Raw genomic sequence first — 18,761 nt, 5'->3', positions numbered from 1 at the left:
CCCAAGCAATTCATCCTTCCTGGCGTACTGAAGGCGAGCGTTCGCCCGAAAAGCACGTTGGCCCGCTTAGGAATCACCTGATCGGTTAATGTGCCGATGAGGGTTAGAGATGAGTGTCGGCAGACGGCGTATCGGGTCTGTCTTCTTCATTTCGGGGAGGTTTTCGCGCAGGAAACTCGCCGTATAGACGGCAGACTCTCCGTCGACGAAGACAATCAGCAGACCGTCTGCCACATGCTCTGCATACGCAATCGCCCGCTCACCGAAAGCCGCCATGGTTGGCCTCACCTGTAGATGTTGTAGCCGTTACGCGAGACGTTGAAGTTTGGATTTAGTTTCCACAAAAATTATGTAACTAAATTGGAGATGAATCGCATCCAGGGAACCATCATAGGCGTTACTTAAGTACAAGGCAGTAACGATCTTCTAAAACCGATGGGAGAAATGATCTGATGACGGTAACAAATCGCCGATCTGCCTACAGCTTGATCAGACGGAATTGTCTGAGTGCGAAGAGCTTAGGAGAAGAGCACCCGTGGTGGGACACAGCGATCGCACCGAACGATATTGAGGCTGACCTCGTGGCTGAGGGGGTTGCCTACCTAGAGAGCCGGGGCATGCTTGTGCGGCATGCACATCGCCGAAGCTGGATACAGGTGATCGAACGACAGACGAAAACGAATCAAAACGTCCGCGGGCGTCGCCGTCGCTGAAGTGCACGCAACCCAGCGACGGCCGTGCATGCGCCGGATCGATCTGTTCGGAGGTCGGCTTTGGCACCCTTCGAAGCGCTATCTACAACCCTTCGAATAGATCGACCGACAGGCGGGCGGGCTGCGACTCTGCGGTGGCTACGAGAGCGTAGTACTCCTCACCGCCATAGGTATCGAAGAGGGACTTCGTGCGTTCCATGAGCGGCGCCTGCGATGTGTGCACACGAAAGGCGTCCGTTTTTTTCGAACGGACACTTTCGATATCGAGCTTGACCGACCACGGAATCGGCAGCGGTGCCTGACGATCGGGCAGGAAGAAGTTCGTGCTGAGATAGAAGAGGCGCGTCGGCTGGAATACTTTTGCAAGATCGGGGTAACGCTTCTCACGTCCGGCCCAGTGGAAGGCCGCGGTGGTGAGGCTTGAGACCATCATGTGATCGGCGTGGGTGTTGAGCGCGCCATCGCCGCCGAAGGTCAGCACGACATCCGGCTGAAAGCGCCGCATCCGCTCTACGAGACGTCCGGCCGCACGAGAGAAGTCGGCGAACTCAAGGCGGGCGTCCTGGTAGTCGAGAAGCTCGTGATGCCTGACGCCGAGCACCTTGCAGGAGGCAGCAAACTCGTCGCGCCGCATCTTGCCGAGCTCTTCACCCGATACAGCCTCACCTCGGTTCGTGGCGGCCTGTCCGTCGGTAAGGCAGATGACGTAGGTTTCGATACCACGCTCCGCTGCCAGCGCCAGCGCACCACCGAAGGCAAAACACTCATCGTCCGGGTGCGCTACGACACACATCATCTTCAAGCTCATCAGTCACCCATCTCCACGAATGTAAGCTCGATTGTGCCACCACACGGCGCGAAGCTGCGGCGATGCAGCACGCATGGTCCAAACTCCTTCAACGCGCGGCGATGCACGGGCGTTGCATAGCCCTTGTGCGAGGCCAGGCCGTACATCGGATGAACGCTGTCAAGCTCCCGCATGAGGGCATCACGATGCACCTTGGCGACGACCGAGGCGGCGGCGATGGAGAGGCTGAGCGCGTCACCGTAGAAGAGCTTTGTCTGGGCGCACCGATGATCGAGTCGCATGGCGTCGATCAGTAGATGATCCGGAACCAGCGTCAACGCCTCGACGGCGAGGCGCATTGCAAGCCGGGTGGCCTGATAGATGTTGATGCGGTCGATGGTCTCGGCATCGACCTCGGCCACGGCTACGGCAAGGGCCATGTCGCGAACGTGGAGATCGAGACGCTCGCGATCCTCGCGCGGGAGCTGTTTGGAATCTTTCAGGCCAGCCTCAGCCAGCGCGTCCATGCACTCTGGAAGAATGACGGCAGCTGCGACGACGGGACCGAGGAGCGCGCCGCGACCGACCTCGTCGACGCCAGCGATCTGTCGAAAGCCGCGATACCGCAATGCCTGCTCGGGAGCGTCGCTGCAGATGAGCTGCTTTAGCATGCGCTGCTTCGCCGTGGCAGCGGTTACCGTCTTGACCGTTCGTTGTGCAGCCTTCATTGCCAGCTTATCGTCCTGCCATTAGCTTATCGCAGCTGGAACTCGGGCGAACCCATCACGAGCGCGGTGAGCAGGTTCAGCGTGTCGCTTGGGTTGGCGTTCGGGGCCTGTTCGGCGAGCTGCTTGTGAATGAGCTGGTTGGTCTGCGCGGAGACCTCGCCACCAACCAGGGTCGCCTCCAGAACCCGCAGTGCTACGTCCGATCCGCCCTCGGGGGCAGCGGGAGCCGTGGCGAGGGCCTTGGTGAACCGTGGCGTTGCATCCCCAGCGACGGCGGGCTGGGACATCAGGCCGAGCGCCAGGACATGCGCCGAGTCGAACTTCTGGTTGTAGAACTTGTTGTTCGTGAGCTGGTAGGCGAAGTTCAGGCGGTCGACGAGCGCGCCGGTGTTCATCCACTGATCCGCCGTGATGTAGTAGCCGGTCGGCGGCAGGGCGTAGTAGAGCGGCATGCCCATGCTCTTGATGGTGTTGACGAGCGCCTGCGGGTTGCTGGGCTCGGTGGCCGTGGTGCGGAAGGCCGAGGCGAGGAACTCCATGGGGGTCTTTACCTTGTTGCGGAAGTACTTCTTCGAGTTGAACTCGGGCGACTGCACGAGCGTTCGCAGCACCGCCTTGATGTCGCCGTCGGAGGAGAGGAAGGTCGCCGTCATGCGGTCGACGAGGGCTGGCGGGGGTTCGTCCGCCACAAAACGCTGGGCGATGAGATTGCTGATGAAGTGGGCGGTCTGCGGCCTGGCGGCGAGCGCACTCAGCGCGGCGATTCCCTGCTTCATGCCATCCTGCGGAGCGGTGTCGGGGATGGTGGTGCCGTACCAGACCTTCGCGCCGGGCTCATGCCGCTTTGGATCGAAGAGGAACGGACCGCCCTGGTTGGCGCGGTCTACTCCCCAGCCGGTAAGGATCGACGCGAGAGCGGTGACGTCGGCCTGGGTGTAGCCGCCTGCCACGCCCACGGTGTGGAGCTCCATGACCTCGCGGCCGTAGTTCTCGTTGAGGCCCTTGTTTCCCTTCCTGGCGTTGGGCTTTGCCGGGTCAACTCCGTTGGCGAGGGAGTTTGGGCCGATGGACTGGTAGTTGTCGAGGTAGACCATCATCGCGGGACTGGTCGCCGTCGCCAGCAGAAGGTCGCGGAACTTGCCGAGGGCGTTCTTGCGGATGACGTCCCGCTCGTAGGACGTGGTGTACCACTGGTCCGAATCCTTGCCGATGAAGACGTTGAAGTGGTTGAACCAGAAGTCGGTCATGACCTCGAGCAGCTGTCGCTCGCTCAGGATGGCACGAACGAATTTGGCCTGGGCGAGCTCCTGCGCGGCTTGCCCTGCGGCGTTGACGTTGGCAGCCATGCCCAGGAAGATCTCGCGTTCGCGAGGCGTGAATTCGGCGAGGAGGAGGTTCTTCTGGTCGCCGCCGACGTAGGTGGTGAAGGCGATGCGGTCGTCGACCGGCATCTTCGTCAGCGCGACCATCCGCTGCGCCTTCGGGAGGGCGAACAGTTCGCCGGCGATGCGCGCGGCGATTGCCTGGCCGTCAGCCTTCTGCTTCGCTTTTTCGGCGTCCGATGGCTCGGGAACCGGGGCTGTGGCCTGTTGCTTTTTGGCGACCTGCTGCTGGTTGTATTTGTAGACCTGTACCTCGTACATGGCCGCGAGGAGGGGGTCGGTGGGCATAGGCCGCTTGCCCTGGACGACCTGCTCGATGTAGCCGCGGTCGGGGAAGGTGGTCAGGATCTGCTCGGCGGACATGCGGAGGGTGGGAAAGTCGTTGAGCCGTTTGTCGGAGGCGGGATCGGTGATGGCTCCGGGACTAAGTTGTTGCTCGAACCAGTTATCAACGCCCATCGCCTGGACACGCTCGAGTTCGCCCGGTCGTGCGCCGAAGCTGAAGCGGTTGAGCATCTGTACGGTGCGCTCTCGGTCGGTGAGGGGCACTAACGGAGCGTTTTTTGCCGGGACAGGCAGCTTCAGCTTGCTCTTCGCATGGGTCGGAACAGTCTGCGCGGAGAGGGGGAGGGCCAGCGTGACAGCGAAGACGAGAGCAAGCGTACGCATAAGTGCCTCTAGTCCAGATAAACGAGGGTACGTCTGGAAAGTTGCGACCGTATAACCGGCTTAGCTCAAGCATACTCGCTCGCAAGAGGGACTATGCAGGCTGCGTTGTCGTTCCAACCTTCGTAGCTTGAGCTTTGGAACGTCGTTTGATGGCGATGTAGACGAGCCTCGCCAGGAACAGCAGTGCGAGTGCGAGCGTGTCTTTCCATGGCTCGCGAACGCCTGCCTTGACGAGCCACCAGAAGTGGATGACGGCAAAGATCGCAGCGATGTAGACGAGCCGGTGGAGGCGCTGCCAGTTTTTGCCGCCCATGGCGCGGAGCATGAACTGTGGGGAGGTTATGGCGAGGGCGAGCAGGATGACCCACGCTGCGAAGCCGATCTGGACGAAGCGTCGCTTGAGGATGTCGTCCCACATGGTCGGCCAGACGAGCTTGAACTGGGTGACCAGTTCGCCGGGATGGCCGGCCTTGAGTCCGGCGAGCGCTGTGGGGAGATCGTATCCCGAGAAGAGGAAGACGTAGGTAGCGAGGTGCAGCGTTGCGTAGAAGAACGCATACAGGCCAAGCATGCGGCGAAAGCGGATCAGGTTCGAGAGCTTCGTGTGCAGCCTGCGGACGGGCGTTACAGCGAGCGAGATCAGCAGGAGGTAGAGCGCCCAGTTGCCTGTGAAATGGGTGATCGTCTGGACCGGGTCGGCGCCGAGGTCGTCATGCTTGAAGCGCAGCAGGAGGAGCGCCAGCGGCGTCAGGCAGAGCAGGTGGACGAGGACCTTGACGTAGGGGATGAGGCGAGTGGGCATGGAAGCTCAGTGTAGCGTGGGCCTCTCTGCGACAAGAGCAGAGAGACGCGGGTCTTAGAAGTTCCTGCGGAGGTCCATGCCGGTGTAGAGGCTTGCCACCTGATCCGCATAGCCGTTGAAGGGCATGGTGGCTACGGAGTGCGGGAACGGGCTGGCGTCGATGCGGCGCTCGTGGGCCTGCGACCAGCGAGGGTGGTCTACCGACGGGTTGACGTTGGAGTAGAAGCCGTACTCGCTGGAGTTGATCTGACTCCACGTCGTCTTGGGCTGCTTGTCGGTGAAGTGGAAGCGCACGATGGACTTGCCGTTCTTGAAGCCGTACTTCCATGGCGTGACTACGCGGATCGGCGCACCGTTCTGGTTGGGCAGCACCTCGCCGTAGCAGCCGAAGGTCAGGAGGCAGAGCGGATTCATGGCCTCATCCATGCGCAGACCTTCGGAGTAGGGCCAGTCGTAGCCACCGGGAAGCTCGGGCATCTGCTTCTTGTCGACCAGCGAGAAGAACTGGACATACTTTGCGCTTGGCAGCGGCTCAACGAAGTTGATGAACTCGGACAGGGAGTAGCCGTCCCACGGGATGACCATCGACCACGCCTCGACGCAACGATGCCGGTAGACGCGCGACTCAAGGGGACGGTAGTTGATCAGGTCGTCGATGTTGATGGTCTGGGGCTTTTTCACCATGCCTGTTACCTGGACGGTCCAGGGGCGGGTGTGGAGGGTGTGGGCGTTCTTCGCCGGGTCGGTCTTGTCCGTCCCATATTCGTAGAAGTTGTTGTAGTGGGTGGCCTTGATCATGGGAGTCTGCTGCTCGGTCACGGTGTACTTGCTGTCGACGGTGGTCAGCTTATCCTGCGCGAAGGCGTGGGCCGGGTTGAAGACACCGGTTGCGATGGCTCCTGCGCCAAGGGCCGCCGCGCCTGTCATGAACCTGCGGCGATCGTAGAAGGCGGTCTCCGGTGTGATCTCGGACGAACGGATAGCTTCGGATTTGCGAATGAGCATGTACTTCCTTCTTTCGGCGACGTTGGACCGTCTCGCAACATAGGACGCCACTAGTTACTTAGACGTTACAGAGAATGCCGTGGATGGGACAAATCGGATCGGCGTAGCCTGCTGCGAAGGAAATAGATCAAAGTTCCTACCAGCATCAAAAACGCCGCAAAGAGGAGTTCGCGCTCGAAGTTAGGGCGTGAGATGAGGATAAACAGGAATCCTGCGAGGGCGGCCAATGGTGGCAGCGGGTAGAGCCAGAGCCGAAACGGCCGCTTTAGATCGGGCTGACTGCGGCGGAGATAGAGCACGCCGACGTGCTGCATCAAGAATTGAAGCAGGATGCGGAGAACGACCAGCGCGGCGATGACGTCTTTGAGCGAGAAAAAGCAGAAGACGATGGCTGCAGCGCCCAGGGTGAGCAGGGAGACATGCGGGAAATGCTTGGTGGGATGAAGCCGGCCAAACGGGCGGAAGTAGTTGCCATCGCGGGCCGCCGCATAGGGGATTCGGGAGTAGCCAAGCAGCAGGGAGAAGACGCTTGCGAAGGCGGTCAGCATCACCAGCACGGCTGCCAGTTTTCCGAGTGCGGGGCCGAGGTGCGGTCCGTAGGCTGTCTCCATGAAGAGGGAGATGATGGCTCGGCGAGCGTCGAGATTCTGTACGCCGAGCAGCGGCTGCCAGGGCAGGACGGCGAGGATCGTCACGTTCATCAGCAGGTAGATACCGGCGACGCAGACGATCGAGATCAGGATGGCGCGGGGGATGGTGCGGGCCGGGTCTTTTACCTCTCCGCCCAGGAATGTGACGTTGTAGTAGCCCCAGTAGTCGTAGGTGGCGATGAGCATGGCCGAGCCGAGACCGGTGAAGAAGGCTGGGCTGAGTGTGAACGCTCCGGCTGGAAAGGTAAATGCCTGATGCCAGTGGGCGTGGGTCAGACCTGCGACGAGAATCCATGCAATGGTCAGGAGGACGATCCCGCTCATCAGGAGGGAGAGGCGCTGGATGCCTGCCAGCTTTCGGTAGAGGAGAAAGACCGCCAGCAGCACGGTCACGATGGCCACGAGTGTGGCTGGGCCGACGGAGATCGCGGCGCTGTATCCCGCAAGCTGCAGGCTGTGGGTGACGGTGTGAGCCGCGAGCGACGGGAAGAGGTAGGTCGCGTATTGGCTCAGGCCGATGCAGCCGGAGGCTACGGAGAGGGGTGCGCTGAAGGTGAGTTGGAAGATGAAGAGGAAGGCGAGAAATTTTCCGGTGCCGCCGGGGTAGATTCGCCGGAGGAACTCGTAGGAGCCACCGGCGTGGGGCATGGCGGCTCCGAGTTCTGCCCAGACGAGACCGTCGCAGAGCGCCAGCAGCGCTCCGAAGATCCAGCCCAGCATGGCCTGGGGGCCGCCCATGGCTGCGAGGATGAGCGGCAGGGTGATGAAGGGGCCGACGCCGATCATGTCGAGCATGTTGAGGGCTACGGCGCCACGGAGGGTCAGGGTGCGCGAGAGAGTCGGCGAGTTGGAGTCCACAGAGGCGATGGGTTGAGTGTAGCGGCTGATGTGAGAGATTAACTGAAATGGCAAATTTCCGTTTTCGCTGGGCTCCGTCGCCGTGCATCTTCGCTGTGGTTCTCCTGCTTGCACCCCTTGGTAGCGCCGCACAGACGCTGAACGATCCGGCCAATCTTGCAGGAGAACGCGTCGCGGCTCCGTCGCTTGCGGATACGCTGCCGATCAATCATGGTGCGCCCGCGCTGCAGCAACTGCTGTTGAAACTTCGGACCCGCGCCAGCATGATGCTGATCGTTGCCCACCCCGACGATGAGGATGGCGGTCTGCTTACGTACGAATCCCGTGGCCAGGGTGCGCGAGTGGCGATGCTGACGCTGACGCGCGGCGAGGGCGGACAGAACCTGATGTCGGCGGACTTCGATGACGCGCTCGGGCTGATTCGGACGCAGGAGTTGCTGGCTGCCGATCGCTACTTTGGCGTTGACCAGATGTTCGGGACTGAGGTCGATTTTGGTTTTTCGAAGACGAAGGAAGAGACGCTGGCCAAGTGGACGCACGATCGTGTGCTCTACGACGCGGTGCGGGCCGTCCGGCTCTACCGACCGCTTGTGCTTGCCAGCGTGTTTGTCGGCGGCCCTACGGATGGTCACGGCCATCACCAGGTATCCGGGGAGATCTGCCAGGAGGTTTTTAATGCTGCTGCCGATCCGAAGGTCTTTCCCGAGATGATCGCCGAGGGGCTGCTACCGTGGGCTCCACTGAAGGTGTATGCCCGGGTTCCCTTCTCCCGCGTCACGCCTGACGGCATGTTCGACTATGCGACCGGTAAGACGATCCCGACTCGCTTCCACAACTACGTCACTGGCGTGGACACGACTGCGGAGCCGGTTGCGACCGTCGAGGTTCACGAGGGAGAGAAGTCGACTGCTCTCGGCATGGATGGAGACAGCTATGTGCAGTTTGCCCGGAAGGGACTCGCCCTGCAGAAGACGCAGATCGGGAACGGTGTGCGCCTTGCTCCTGCGGGAGCGTTTGACGCTGGTTATACGTTGATGGGCAGCCGCGTCGGCAAGGGCGGAGGCCATGCTGTCAACGAGCAATCGCTGTTTGACGGCGTTGATACGACACTGCCGGGTATTGCGACTCTGGCACCGAGTGCTCCTGCTTCGCTTCGCGAGGAGCTTACTAAAATTGATACGCAATTGGCTGAGGCACAGAAGACCTTCGCCGCAGAGCATCCGGAGGCTACGATTCCGGCACTGCGGCGGGCGCTGAAGGCGATTGACACGATCGTGCTGGCTTACTCCAAGGCTTCTGGCATACCTGAAGGGCAGCGGCACAATCTTCTTCATGAGCTGCGGATCAAGCGAGTGCAGGTGAACGACGCTCTGCTGCTGGCGCATGGCGTTTCGATGACGGCGACGTTGGAGCAGGCGAGTAGTCCCTTGCTGACCACGTCGACTTCGGCTCGAATCGCGATGAAGCTCTCGAACCGAGGCGACCAAGGGCTTGTTGTGTTGTCCGAGAACAGTCCTGCGACACATGAGCCTCCACTCTCCTCTCACCCCGAACTGCTTTTGCAGCGGGAGATTAAGGCGTTGTCAGGATTTCCGGCTACGCGGCCCTATTTCTCACGCCCGAATATCGAGCAGCCCTTCTATGATCTGTCCGATTGGAAGCTTCGCAATGCGCCTGCGACACCTCCGCCGCTTATTGTTTCGCAATATTTTGAAGATGAGGGCACGCGCCTCGAGATGAAGGCGGTTGTCGCTAGCCCAGGTTCGTCAGCGCCGGTCCAGGCGGCGTTAGCCGTGCCTCCGGCTTCCGTCTCTGTGTCGCCGACGATCGGCATCATTCCCCGCGGCGAGAAGACGTTTGAGGTGAAAGCGCTGATGGACAGTACGCCGTTTTCAGCTTCTGCGAACAAGGTCACGTTATTTCTGCAGAACGGGGCGAAGGGTCGCGGGGAGGCTATCGAAACCAAGGAGCTGCCATCGACGCGGACTGCCCTGCCACTGGCGGCCTCATTCACGATTGATGCGGCCAGGCTCACGAAGCAGCGCTCCACCTTCATCGCCGTGGTGACGCAGGACCATCACGACTATGCCGAAGGGTACCGGTCCGTAGGCTATCGGGGCCTTACGTTGACCAATGACTACACGGCAGCCGCCTATCGTGCGACTGCTGTCGATGTGAAGACTGCACCGGGCTTGAAGATTGCTTATCTGCCGGGCACGGGAGACATGGTCTCGATGTATCTACCGTACCTGGGCATCACTCCTGCGATCCTTAGCGCGAAAGATGTTACTCCTGAGAAGCTGAAGCAGTACGACGCCATCGTGCTGGGAGTAAGGGCTTATGCTGCGCAATCCTATCTCGAAGGTGCAGGCTCAAAGCCTCTGCTGGAGTATGCGCGTGAGGGCGGCGTGGTGATCGTTCAATACATGACGGCACACTATGGAGATGCCGAGGCTCCATTCCCGATCACTGTGCCGGGCGACTCGGCCCACAACGTTGTGGAAGAGGCACAGCCGGTTACCTTGCTTCACCCGGATAATCCCCTGCTTGCGTGGCCGAACCACATCACCTCTGCGGACTTCGACCATTGGGTGGCTGAGCGCGGCCATGGGTTTGCCGCCAGCTGGGACTCGCACTACCTTCCTTTGACGGAGACGCACGACCCCGAACAGGCGCCGCAGGAAGGGGGCCTGTTGTACGCGCGGACCGGTAAGGGCGCGTACATCTACGTTGCGTATGCGCTTTACCGTCAGCTTCCTGAAGGTGTTCCCGGGGCCTATCGCCTCTTTGCCAACATGCTTAGCCTCGGCAAGAATCCGGCGGCCTCAGGCAGGTGACAGCGGCAGCGTGAAGGTGAAGACTGAGCCGCGTCCGGGCTGACTGACCACGCTGATCGATCCGCCATGGGACTCAACAATTGCGCGGCAGATCGACAGGCCCATCCCTGTGCCGGGTACACGCTGGCTGGGGGATTGGGCGCGGTAGAACTTGTCGAAGATCATGGCCTGATCCTGCGAGTCGATGCCGATTCCGCTGTCCGCTACGCTTATGGCGACGACGCCCTCCCGCGCCTCCGCACTGAGGGTAATGGGCGTTGCGGCAGCAGAGAATTTACAGGCGTTGTCGAGCAGGTTTTGGAGCACCTTCGCGATCCATGCAGGGTCGGCGAGGACCTTCGGCAGGTCTTTCGGAAGATCCACACGGACCCGCTGGTGCAGTGTCGTTCCGTCGTGTGGCGCTAGAGTGGTTGCGATGAGCTGCTCCATGGTTGATGGCACGAACTGCATCTGGATCTCGCGGCTGTCCAGTTGCGTCATCTCTACCGATTGCGCCACGAGATGGTTCAGCCGACCACTTTCCTCGTCGACACTTAGCAGCAGCTTCTGCCGATCCTCCGCGTTGACATCGGAGGACAACAGCGTCGTGATCGCGGTCTTGATGGAGCCCAGGGGGGTGCGTAATTCATGGGTGATCGAGTCGAGCATGACGTTGCGCAGCCGCTCGTTCTCCTTCGCGGCCTCGACGCGTGTCACATCTTCGAGCGCCTGAGCGCGGTCGATTGCGATGGACACCAGACCTGCGAGCGCATCGAGCGTTCCGTCGGAGAGGGAGAGGCCAGCCACGATCAGCACGCCTCGCGGCTTGACTCCTGCGCGCAAAGAGACCGCCACGGCGCGTCCTTCGTCGAGCTTCCGCGGAACCGAGATCAACATCAGCTCCTGCAACATCGGAAGCTCGATGCGCGGGCCGACGTCGCCCGCACGGTACAGGCGGTCTCCATCGCTGAGGTAGAGCAGGACGCCGGAAGCGTCTGAGACCAGCGCAATGGAGCTGGGCACGGAGTTGATCAGCTCGGTGACCTTGTCGGTCTGCAGCAGTTCGCGGCTGAGATGGAAGAGGATCTCGACCTCTCGACGCCTCACCTGCGCTTCATGTTCTTCCTCACGAATTCGCGCGGACAGGCGGCTTGCGGTCACTGCCGTCACAAGGAAGGCGAAGAGGGCGAGCCAGTTCTGCGGGTCCGAGATCGTGAATGTCCCTACCGGCGGGAGAAAGAAGTAGTTGTAGCTGACAGTGGCGACCAGCGACACGCCAACTGCGTACCGCAGACCCCATTTCGCCGCCAGAAGCAGGATGAAGAGCAGTAGCGTCAACGCCACCGTGGTCGGATTGACGTGAAGCCAGCGATGGTAGATAGATACAATTCCCCCAAGGGCTGCCATCGCCGCCGACCAGCGTGACAGGATTACCATGCGCTGTGTATTCACAAGGAGAATTCTACGATCATGTCGACGCCGACCATCCCGAGAAAGTCTCCCGAGGACTGGCTTGCGGCGAGTGAACCGGACGTGCCGCGAGGTCGCCTGAAGATCTTCCTGGGGTATGCGCCGGGCGTCGGAAAGACCTTCAGCATGCTGAGTGAAGGTATCCGGCGCAAGGGCCGAGGGGAGGATGTCGTCATCGGCACCGTGGAGACGCATGGCCGCGCCGGGACTGCCGAACTCGCACAGAAGCTGGAACTGGTTCCGCAGAAGAGCATTGACTATAAGGGGACGCTGTTCCAGGAGATGGATGTTGAGGCGATTCTTGAGCGCAGGCCGGTCGTCGCCCTGATCGACGAACTTGCTCACACAAACATTGAGGGCAGCCGTACGCCCAAGCGCTACGATGACGTTTTTCTGCTTCTCGATGCGGGGATCGATGTGCTTTCGACGATCAACATCCAGCACATCGAGAGCCTTACGCCGCGAGTGCAGAGCCTTACCGGCATCACGGTTCGCGAGACGGTGCCCGACTGGGTGCTGGATCGGGCCGACGAGATTGTCATCAGCGACCTTACGCCGGAAGCGCTGGTGACCCGCATGCGGCGCGGAGATATCTATCCGTCGGAGCGGGTGGAACGATCTCTTTCGAATTTCTTTCGGCGGGGCAATCTCATTGCGCTTCGCGAGATGGCTTTGCAGCGGGTCACGCGGGCTGTCGACCAGACGCTAGAAGATTATGTGAAGCGCAAGCACCTCGGCTCGCACTGGACCGTCGCCGAGAAGGTCGGGGTGTGCATCAGCGCCAATCCTGCTTCTCGGGACCTGATCGCTCGCGGGGCGCGCCTCTCGCAGGCTCTCAATGCGGAGTTTTATGTTTTACACGTCGAGAGCGCCAAGGATGACTCCGCAGATTGCAGGCGCACGCTCGATACGAATATCAAGTTCGCTACCAACCTGGGCGCCAAGGTCGTCAGCCTCAAAGGCAGCAGCGTTGCGTCTGCTGCTGCGGCGTTTGCGCTGGAGCACCGTTTGACGCAGGTCTTCTTCGGACGCTCGGCTCTGACCGGGCTGAAAAAGTATCTCTACTTTCTGGCGATCCAGCGCTTTACCTCGGAAGCTCCCCATGTCGATCTGCACATCATTACGCAGGAGACTCCGCGCTAAAGCTTGTAGGCCTTGCGCACGAGGTTGACGGTGAGATCCTGTACGACCTGGAAGGCCTCGTCCTCATCGAGGCGATGCTCGGCGACGAGTCTTCCGAGGAACGCGCAGTCGATGCGCCGGGCTACATCGTGCCGGGCGGGGATCGACAGGAAGGCCCGGGTGTCGTCGTTGAAGCCGACTGTGTTGTAAAAACCGGCTGTCTCCGTTGCCTGCTCGCGGAAGCGCATCATGCCTTCTGGAGAATCCTGAAACCACCAAGGTGGCCCTAACCTCAGCGCGGGATAATGACCGGCGAGCGGCGCGAGTTCGCGCGAGTAGACGGTCTCATCCAATGTGAAGAGGATGAACGTGAGGCGTGAGTCATTGCCGAATTTGTTGAGCAATGGCCGCAGCCCGCGTACATATTCGGTGGGCGCTGGAATGTCTGCGCCCTTGTCTCGTCCGAACTGCTCGTAGAGCGCCTTATTATGGTTGCGCACGGAGCCGGGATGAAGCTGCATCGTCATCCCATCCTCGACGCTCATGCCAGCCATCTCGGTGAGCATCTGCGCCTGGAACAGCTCTGCATCTGCTGCGTCTGCTGTGCCGCTGTAGATCTTTGCGTAGAGATCTTCTGCCTCGCGCAGGCTTAGATCGGCGGTGCGCGCCGTCAGATGCCCGTGGTCTGTGGCTGTGGCGCCGAGGCTTCGAAAGAAAGCGCGTCTCGTCCGCAACGCGCTGAGGTAACCCTGCCAACTGGAGACATCCTCGTCTGCGATCTCGCCGAGCTTTTTTAAATTTTCCTTGAAGCCCGCAAACTCGATATCAATTACGGCATCCGGCCGGAACGTGGGGATGACCCGTCCGGCCCATCCTGAATCGCGGATCGCGCTATGAGCGGCCAGCGTGTCGAGGGGCGAGTCCGTGGTGGCGAGCACCTCGATGCGGAACTGATCGTATAAGGAGCGAGGCAGAAACTCCGGCGTCTTCAGGCGGCGGTCGATGAGGTCATAGTACTCGTCGGCGTTGTCGGGTCCGAGTCGCTCGGTCAGGCCGAAGAGGTACTGGAAGACGTAGTCCAGCCAGAGCCGCGTTGGGGTGCCTCGGAAGAGAAAGTAGTTCTTTGCGACGATGCGCCAGATCTCGCGTGGGTCGGCGTCATAGTTCCCTGCTGCGTCTGGAATCCCCAGCGACTGAAGCGAGATGCCCTGCGAGTACAGCATCCGAAAGATGTAGTGATCGGGCTGGATGAAGAGCGCTGCGGGATTGCTGAAGGGCTGATTTTCGGCGAACCATCGCGCGTCGGTGTGTCCATGCGGACTGATGATCGGGAGATCCCGGACTACGTCGTAAAGCTTGACCGCGACTGCGCGAGCCGCACCCTCTGCAGGAAAAAGCCGATTACTGTCTAACATTCTCACTCACCTTGATATCTACAAATACTGTCCCAAGCAGCCTACCAAAGTGGCCTCATCCTGCGTGCAGGACAAGGAAAAGGGGCACCCGTGATGGATGCCCCTCTGGTCAAGCAGGATCTGTTTACGGGATGTAGTAACGCATGCCGGTAAAGATCATGTTGTTGGTGGCCTTTGGTGAGCCGTAGGTTGCGGTTGCCGAGCCGAAGGTTCCGCTCGTCAAACCAGACCATGCCTCACGCGTCAGGTAGGTGTAGACGCCCTGGTACTGCAGGCGGCCGTAGCGTGGGCTGCTGTAGACCCGGTAGGTGAATCCGGCGGTTCCAGCGATCACTGCGCGCGTTACGCCTGCGCAGTTAGCCGGAGTTCCCGGGTTGTAGGGAGCCGCGCCGGCGAGACCGTTGCCTGTGCTCGTCGGCAGGGTCTCCGTGTTGCAACCAGCGTTCGAACCGGAGAGAGGAGCGTAGCCGACCAGCTTGCCGGCATCTGCGCCAACCGTGCTGAGGTATACCGTGCGCTGTGCATACTCACCACCGGCGTAACCGAAGACATCAAGCTTCTTCATGGGATGTAGCTCGACCGAGAAGAGTCCCTGGTATGCCTTGATTGGAGCCAGCGTGCCATCCGGGTGGACGGTTACGTCAGGCAGCGTCGAGGTACCGTAGCGACCGACGCCTGTACCGCCGAGCGTGTGGATGCCGATATCTGCATACTTCGTTACCGGGAAGCGGGCGTTTGCGATGAAGCCGCCGCCAACCTTTGTGTCGTTCAACCCACCAGCTGCCGACGGAACCGTCAGCGTCTGGTTCGGGTAGTAACGATCGCGGAAGAAGCGCGTCAGGCCGCCGACTTCGTAGTGGCCATAACGCTTCGTGTCGTAAGCAAACTTCACGATGACATCAGGAGCGATATCGTTCGTATAGTTCGCCGTGAGATTGAGAAGACCGCCGCCCGCGCCGCCGCCACCGAGGAAGAAGTTGGCGTTCTGGTTGGAAGCAGAGTAGATCGTCTGCGCCTCTTCGAGGGAGACAGCAGCCGTCAGGCCACCGATCTTCTGCTGGAGGCGGAGTGCTGGCTGACGAGCCCAGCTGAAACCGACATGGTACTGAGGATCGACCGTCATCGGCAGATTCTCCGTACGGTTGTCCGTGCCGACCTTGGTCTCCGTTACGAGCGACCACATCTGACCGCCGGTGACTGTGAAGCCCTTTTCTGTCGCGGCCTGACCGAAGATCTGGCGCTGACGCAGCGTGTAGCTGTTGCTCTGGTTCTCGTTGCTCGAGGCACCAGCCGACAGGAAGTCAGCTTCGACGTAGCCGTTCAACCGGAATGCACCGGCATTGCCTGTGAACAGGGCGCCGATGCGGCTCTGACGACCGGAGAAGTTGAACTCGCTCGTGTGCGCCTCGCCTGCACCCTGGTACGGTGTGGCGTTGAACGGCGTGTTGATGTCCGAGTTCATCGAACGTGTGCGGAAGACGCTTTCGAGGGCGAAGAAGGCAACTGGTGTAATCGTCACACCCTTGTAGTGCAGGGCAAGCGGCGATTCGATCTTGTCGGTGAGATCCTTCTTGGTGTCGCTGATGGTCTGTGCCAGGCCGGAGTTCGAAGCCTTCAGATCGCTGACGGTGGAGTTGAGCGCCGTTACCTGGTCGCTGTTTGCCTGGACGCTCGAGCTAACACTCTGTACCTGGGCCGTGGCCGTCGCGGCTGCTGTATTTGCTGCCTGCGCGTCCTGTGCTGCCGAAGCGAGCTTCGCATCCTTATCCGCGTTCATCTGCTTCAATGCGTCGATCTGTGCCTGCTGGTTCTGCATCTGCTCCCGGAGCTCTCGGATCTGGCGCTCTGTTGCAGACTCGACTGCCTTCTTCACGACGCGTTTATGCGTCTTTGCTGTCTTTGGCGCACTTGCGGTCGTCTGCGCCGGGAACGATGTCGATCCTACGATCAGCATCATTGCCACGGCTGCCTTCAATTGCTTCGTCATGGAACCTCTCAAGATAAGAAGGCAAGGGACACACACCTGCGAGGCTCAGGCAGTTCGCCTGAATCGCCCGCTTTCCCTTGCTCTTTGAGACTGATCGTTGCAGGAGGCCATTAACAGAGTGCGAATTTCGAGAAGATTCACGGGAAGTTAACAGTTCGGTTTGCCGACTGAATCCGACGGCGCATCGGATGCGTCCCGTCCCCGGCATTCCTTTCTGACCTGCTGTCATTTACCGTGAATCATGCTTCGTCATCGCTCAGGTGTTTCCCTCGTCGGCATTCTCGTTCTCACCGCTGCATCCATGTCCGGTCAAAGTCTCAAGCTGATCCCTATGCCCCGCGAGGTTCGCGTGCAGGCCGACCAGCCGCTCACGCGAGGCGTTCGCATCCTCTGCGCCTCCTGCGACGCCGATGACCAGTTCGCTGCTGACGACCTCGCCGACACCCTGAAGCAGCGCGGCATTGGCACCTCCGGCGGCTTCTCCATCGAACTGACCCGCCGCACCCCGGCAAACTTTACCGCTGAGATGAAGCCCGAGGGCTACACCATCTCCGCCGCAGGAAGCACCCTGACGGTTGCCGCTGCTACCGCAGAAGGTGTCTTCTACGGCGCGCAGACCGTCAAGCAGCTGATCGAAGGCTCCGGCTCGCAGGCGGTTCTGCATACAGCCGCCATCCGCGACTGGCCCGCCCTTCGCTATCGCGGCCTCGACGACGACCTCTCCCGCGGCCCCGTCCCCACGCTCGACTTTCAGAAGAAGCAGATTCGTGTCCTGGCCGCCTACAAGGTCAACATCTATTCGCCCTACTTCGAACACACGATGCAGTACATCGGTCACCCCCTGATGGGGCCGCCCGGTGGCACCGTCACCCAGGCGCAGGCGCGCGAACTCGTCGCGTACGCCGCTCACTATCACGTCACCATCATCCCCGAGCAGGAGGCGTTTGGGCACCTTCACTACCTGCTGAACTGGGAGCAGTATGCTCCGCTCTCGGAGACCCCACACGGACAGGTTCTCGCGCCCAGCCAGCCCGAGGCCATGAAGCTGACCCATGACATGTTCACCGAGCTTGCCGCCGTGTATCCCGGCCCGTTTCTGCATCTCGGAGCGGACGAGACTGTGGAGTTGGGCAAGGGGCAGACCAAGGCTGCGGTGGATCGGGATGGCCTCGGCAAGGTCTACCTCGATACCATGCAGAAGATCGTTGCCGACCTTCAGCCGTTGCACCGAAAGCTGCTCTTCTGGGGCGATATCGCTATGCACGATCCTGACCTGGTCAAGCAGCTTCCCGCCTCGTTCAAGCAGGCCACCATCGCGGTCTCGTGGGAGTACAACCCACAGCCTAAAGGGTTTGCCCGCTTCATCACGCCCTTCACCAACGCAGGGATGGAGACCTGGGTCGGGACCGGCATCAATAACTGGTCGCGCGTCTACCCGAACTGGAACAACGCTTTTGCTAATATTCAGCAGTTTACCGCGCAGGGTCAGCAGCTTGGGATAACCGGTGCGCTCAACACCATCTGGGACGACGACGGTGAGGCGCTCGCTAACAACAACTGGTACGGCATCCTCTTCGGGGCTGAGGCGGCATGGCACAAGGGCGAGGCGTCCATTCCCGGCTTTCAGGCCAGCTATGGCGAGGTCTTTCACGGCGACGCTACGGGCAAGATCGACGCAGCGCAGAAGGAACTGATGGTCGCTCACCAGCTTCTGCATGACTCTCCGCTCAAGACCGATGGCTCCGACCTCGTCTTCTGGATCGATCCCTGGTCCTTTGATGGTCAACGCGAGGCGGGGCAGATCCGGTCGCTCCTCCCTGAGATCCGGCTGCATGCAGAACGTGCCATAACCCTCGTCGCTGAAGCTCGCAATGCCAACCCGAACCTGCGCGAGCAGGATGCGCTCGACGCCCTCGATCTGGGTGCGCGCCGCATGGATCTGATTGGGCTCAAGTTCCAGATTTCAGATGAGATCGCCGCCAGCTACGCGCATGCCTATGCCCTGCAAGGTTCGAAGAATAAGGATGACCGGGCGGACGTAGGACGCGAACTAGGTAATATCAACGCCGTCAACGGCAAGCTGCAGGACTTGCGCAACGGTTACTCGCTTATTCGCGATCTCTACGAGGCCGCGTGGCTAAAAAGTAACCGTCCCTACTTTCTTCGCAACAATCTGGAACGGTACGACATTACGATTCAACTCTGGCTGCAGAGAATCGATAAAGTACGTGCTGCACAGCGTCAATGGAGCAATAGTCAGAACATTCCCGCTGCCGCTGATCTTGGCATTCCGGCTGTCGCACGGTAAGGAAATCGATTTCATAGTTGATTACGTCAATAATCAGATCTGGGGGTAA

Annotated in this window: 13 protein-coding genes; 3 read left to right on the top strand and 10 right to left on the bottom strand. The window is 60.6% G+C overall.

All coding sequences use genetic code 11. From position 1 onward, the window contains the following. Nucleotides 1-66: 66 nt before the first annotated feature. The 7 genes from OHL20_RS17190 to OHL20_RS17160 form a co-directional block, all read right to left on the bottom strand. Complete coding sequence (locus OHL20_RS17190; protein ID WP_263384408.1) at nt 67-276, bottom strand: hypothetical protein; 210 nt, start codon at nt 274-276, stop codon at nt 67-69. A 519-nt stretch (nt 277-795) separates the two neighbouring features. Further along, complete coding sequence (locus OHL20_RS17185; RefSeq protein WP_263384407.1) at nt 796-1,521, bottom strand: PIG-L deacetylase family protein; 726 nt, start codon at nt 1,519-1,521, stop codon at nt 796-798. Continuing rightward, nucleotides 1,521-2,228 (bottom strand): ribonuclease HII, encoded by a 708-nt coding sequence (locus OHL20_RS17180; protein ID WP_263384406.1) that lies wholly within the window; start codon nt 2,226-2,228, stop codon nt 1,521-1,523. Before OHL20_RS17180 ends, OHL20_RS17185 begins: the two co-directional genes overlap by 1 nt. 26 nt (nt 2,229-2,254) lie before the next feature. Then, nucleotides 2,255-4,279, bottom strand: coding sequence for a DUF1800 domain-containing protein (locus OHL20_RS17175; RefSeq protein ID WP_263384405.1), 2,025 nt, complete (start codon nt 4,277-4,279; stop codon nt 2,255-2,257). A gap of 91 nt (nt 4,280-4,370) precedes the next feature. After that, nucleotides 4,371-5,081, bottom strand: coding sequence for a protein-methionine-sulfoxide reductase heme-binding subunit MsrQ (locus OHL20_RS17170; protein ID WP_263384404.1), 711 nt, complete (start codon nt 5,079-5,081; stop codon nt 4,371-4,373). 54 nt (nt 5,082-5,135) lie between these two features. Further along, nucleotides 5,136-6,086: a protein-methionine-sulfoxide reductase catalytic subunit MsrP gene (msrP, locus tag OHL20_RS17165; protein WP_263384403.1), complete on the bottom strand. Its 951-nt coding sequence runs from the start codon at nt 6,084-6,086 to the stop codon at nt 5,136-5,138. 65 nt (nt 6,087-6,151) lie between these two features. After that, nucleotides 6,152-7,648, bottom strand: a complete 1,497-nt coding sequence (locus OHL20_RS17160) for an APC family permease (RefSeq protein WP_263384402.1) — start codon at nt 7,646-7,648, stop codon at nt 6,152-6,154. On the opposite strand from OHL20_RS17160, the gene OHL20_RS17155 reads away from it, so the two are divergent. Next, entirely contained in the window at nt 7,642-10,431 is a 2,790-nt protein-coding gene (locus OHL20_RS17155) for a PIG-L family deacetylase (protein WP_263384401.1), read from the top strand. The two genes, OHL20_RS17160 and OHL20_RS17155, sit on opposite strands and share 7 nt — an antisense overlap. Here OHL20_RS17155 and OHL20_RS17150 read toward each other — a convergent pair. Further along, entirely contained in the window at nt 10,420-11,847 is a 1,428-nt protein-coding gene (locus OHL20_RS17150; RefSeq protein ID WP_263384400.1) for a sensor histidine kinase, read from the bottom strand. The genes OHL20_RS17155 and OHL20_RS17150 overlap by 12 nt on opposite strands. Nucleotides 11,848-11,880: 33 nt before the next feature. Here OHL20_RS17150 and OHL20_RS17145 point away from each other — a divergent pair, with 33 nt between their 5' ends. After that, nucleotides 11,881-13,023: a histidine kinase gene (locus OHL20_RS17145; protein ID WP_263384399.1), complete on the top strand. Its 1,143-nt coding sequence runs from the start codon at nt 11,881-11,883 to the stop codon at nt 13,021-13,023. Here the strand turns inward: OHL20_RS17145 and uxaC are convergent. Beyond that, nucleotides 13,020-14,417, bottom strand: coding sequence for a glucuronate isomerase (gene uxaC / locus OHL20_RS17140; RefSeq protein ID WP_263384398.1), 1,398 nt, complete (start codon nt 14,415-14,417; stop codon nt 13,020-13,022). The genes OHL20_RS17145 and uxaC overlap by 4 nt on opposite strands. 124 nt (nt 14,418-14,541) lie before the next feature. Next, on the bottom strand, nt 14,542-16,404 hold the full coding sequence (locus OHL20_RS17135; RefSeq protein WP_263384397.1) for a DUF2059 domain-containing protein: 1,863 nt from the start codon (nt 16,402-16,404) through the stop codon (nt 14,542-14,544). A gap of 241 nt (nt 16,405-16,645) precedes the next feature. Here OHL20_RS17135 and OHL20_RS17130 point away from each other — a divergent pair, with 241 nt between their 5' ends. Then, the gene (locus OHL20_RS17130; protein ID WP_263384396.1) at nt 16,646-18,712 is read left to right on the top strand and encodes a beta-N-acetylhexosaminidase; all 2,067 of its coding nucleotides are present in this window, start codon (nt 16,646-16,648) and stop codon (nt 18,710-18,712) included. Nucleotides 18,713-18,761: the final 49 nt, after the last annotated feature.

Origin of the sequence: Granulicella arctica (assembly GCF_025685605.1) — a bacterium.
Classification (GTDB): domain Bacteria; phylum Acidobacteriota; class Terriglobia; order Terriglobales; family Acidobacteriaceae; genus Edaphobacter; species Edaphobacter arcticus.
Note: the sequence above shows the minus strand (reverse complement) of the source record. Positions and strands in the feature narration are given on the sequence as shown.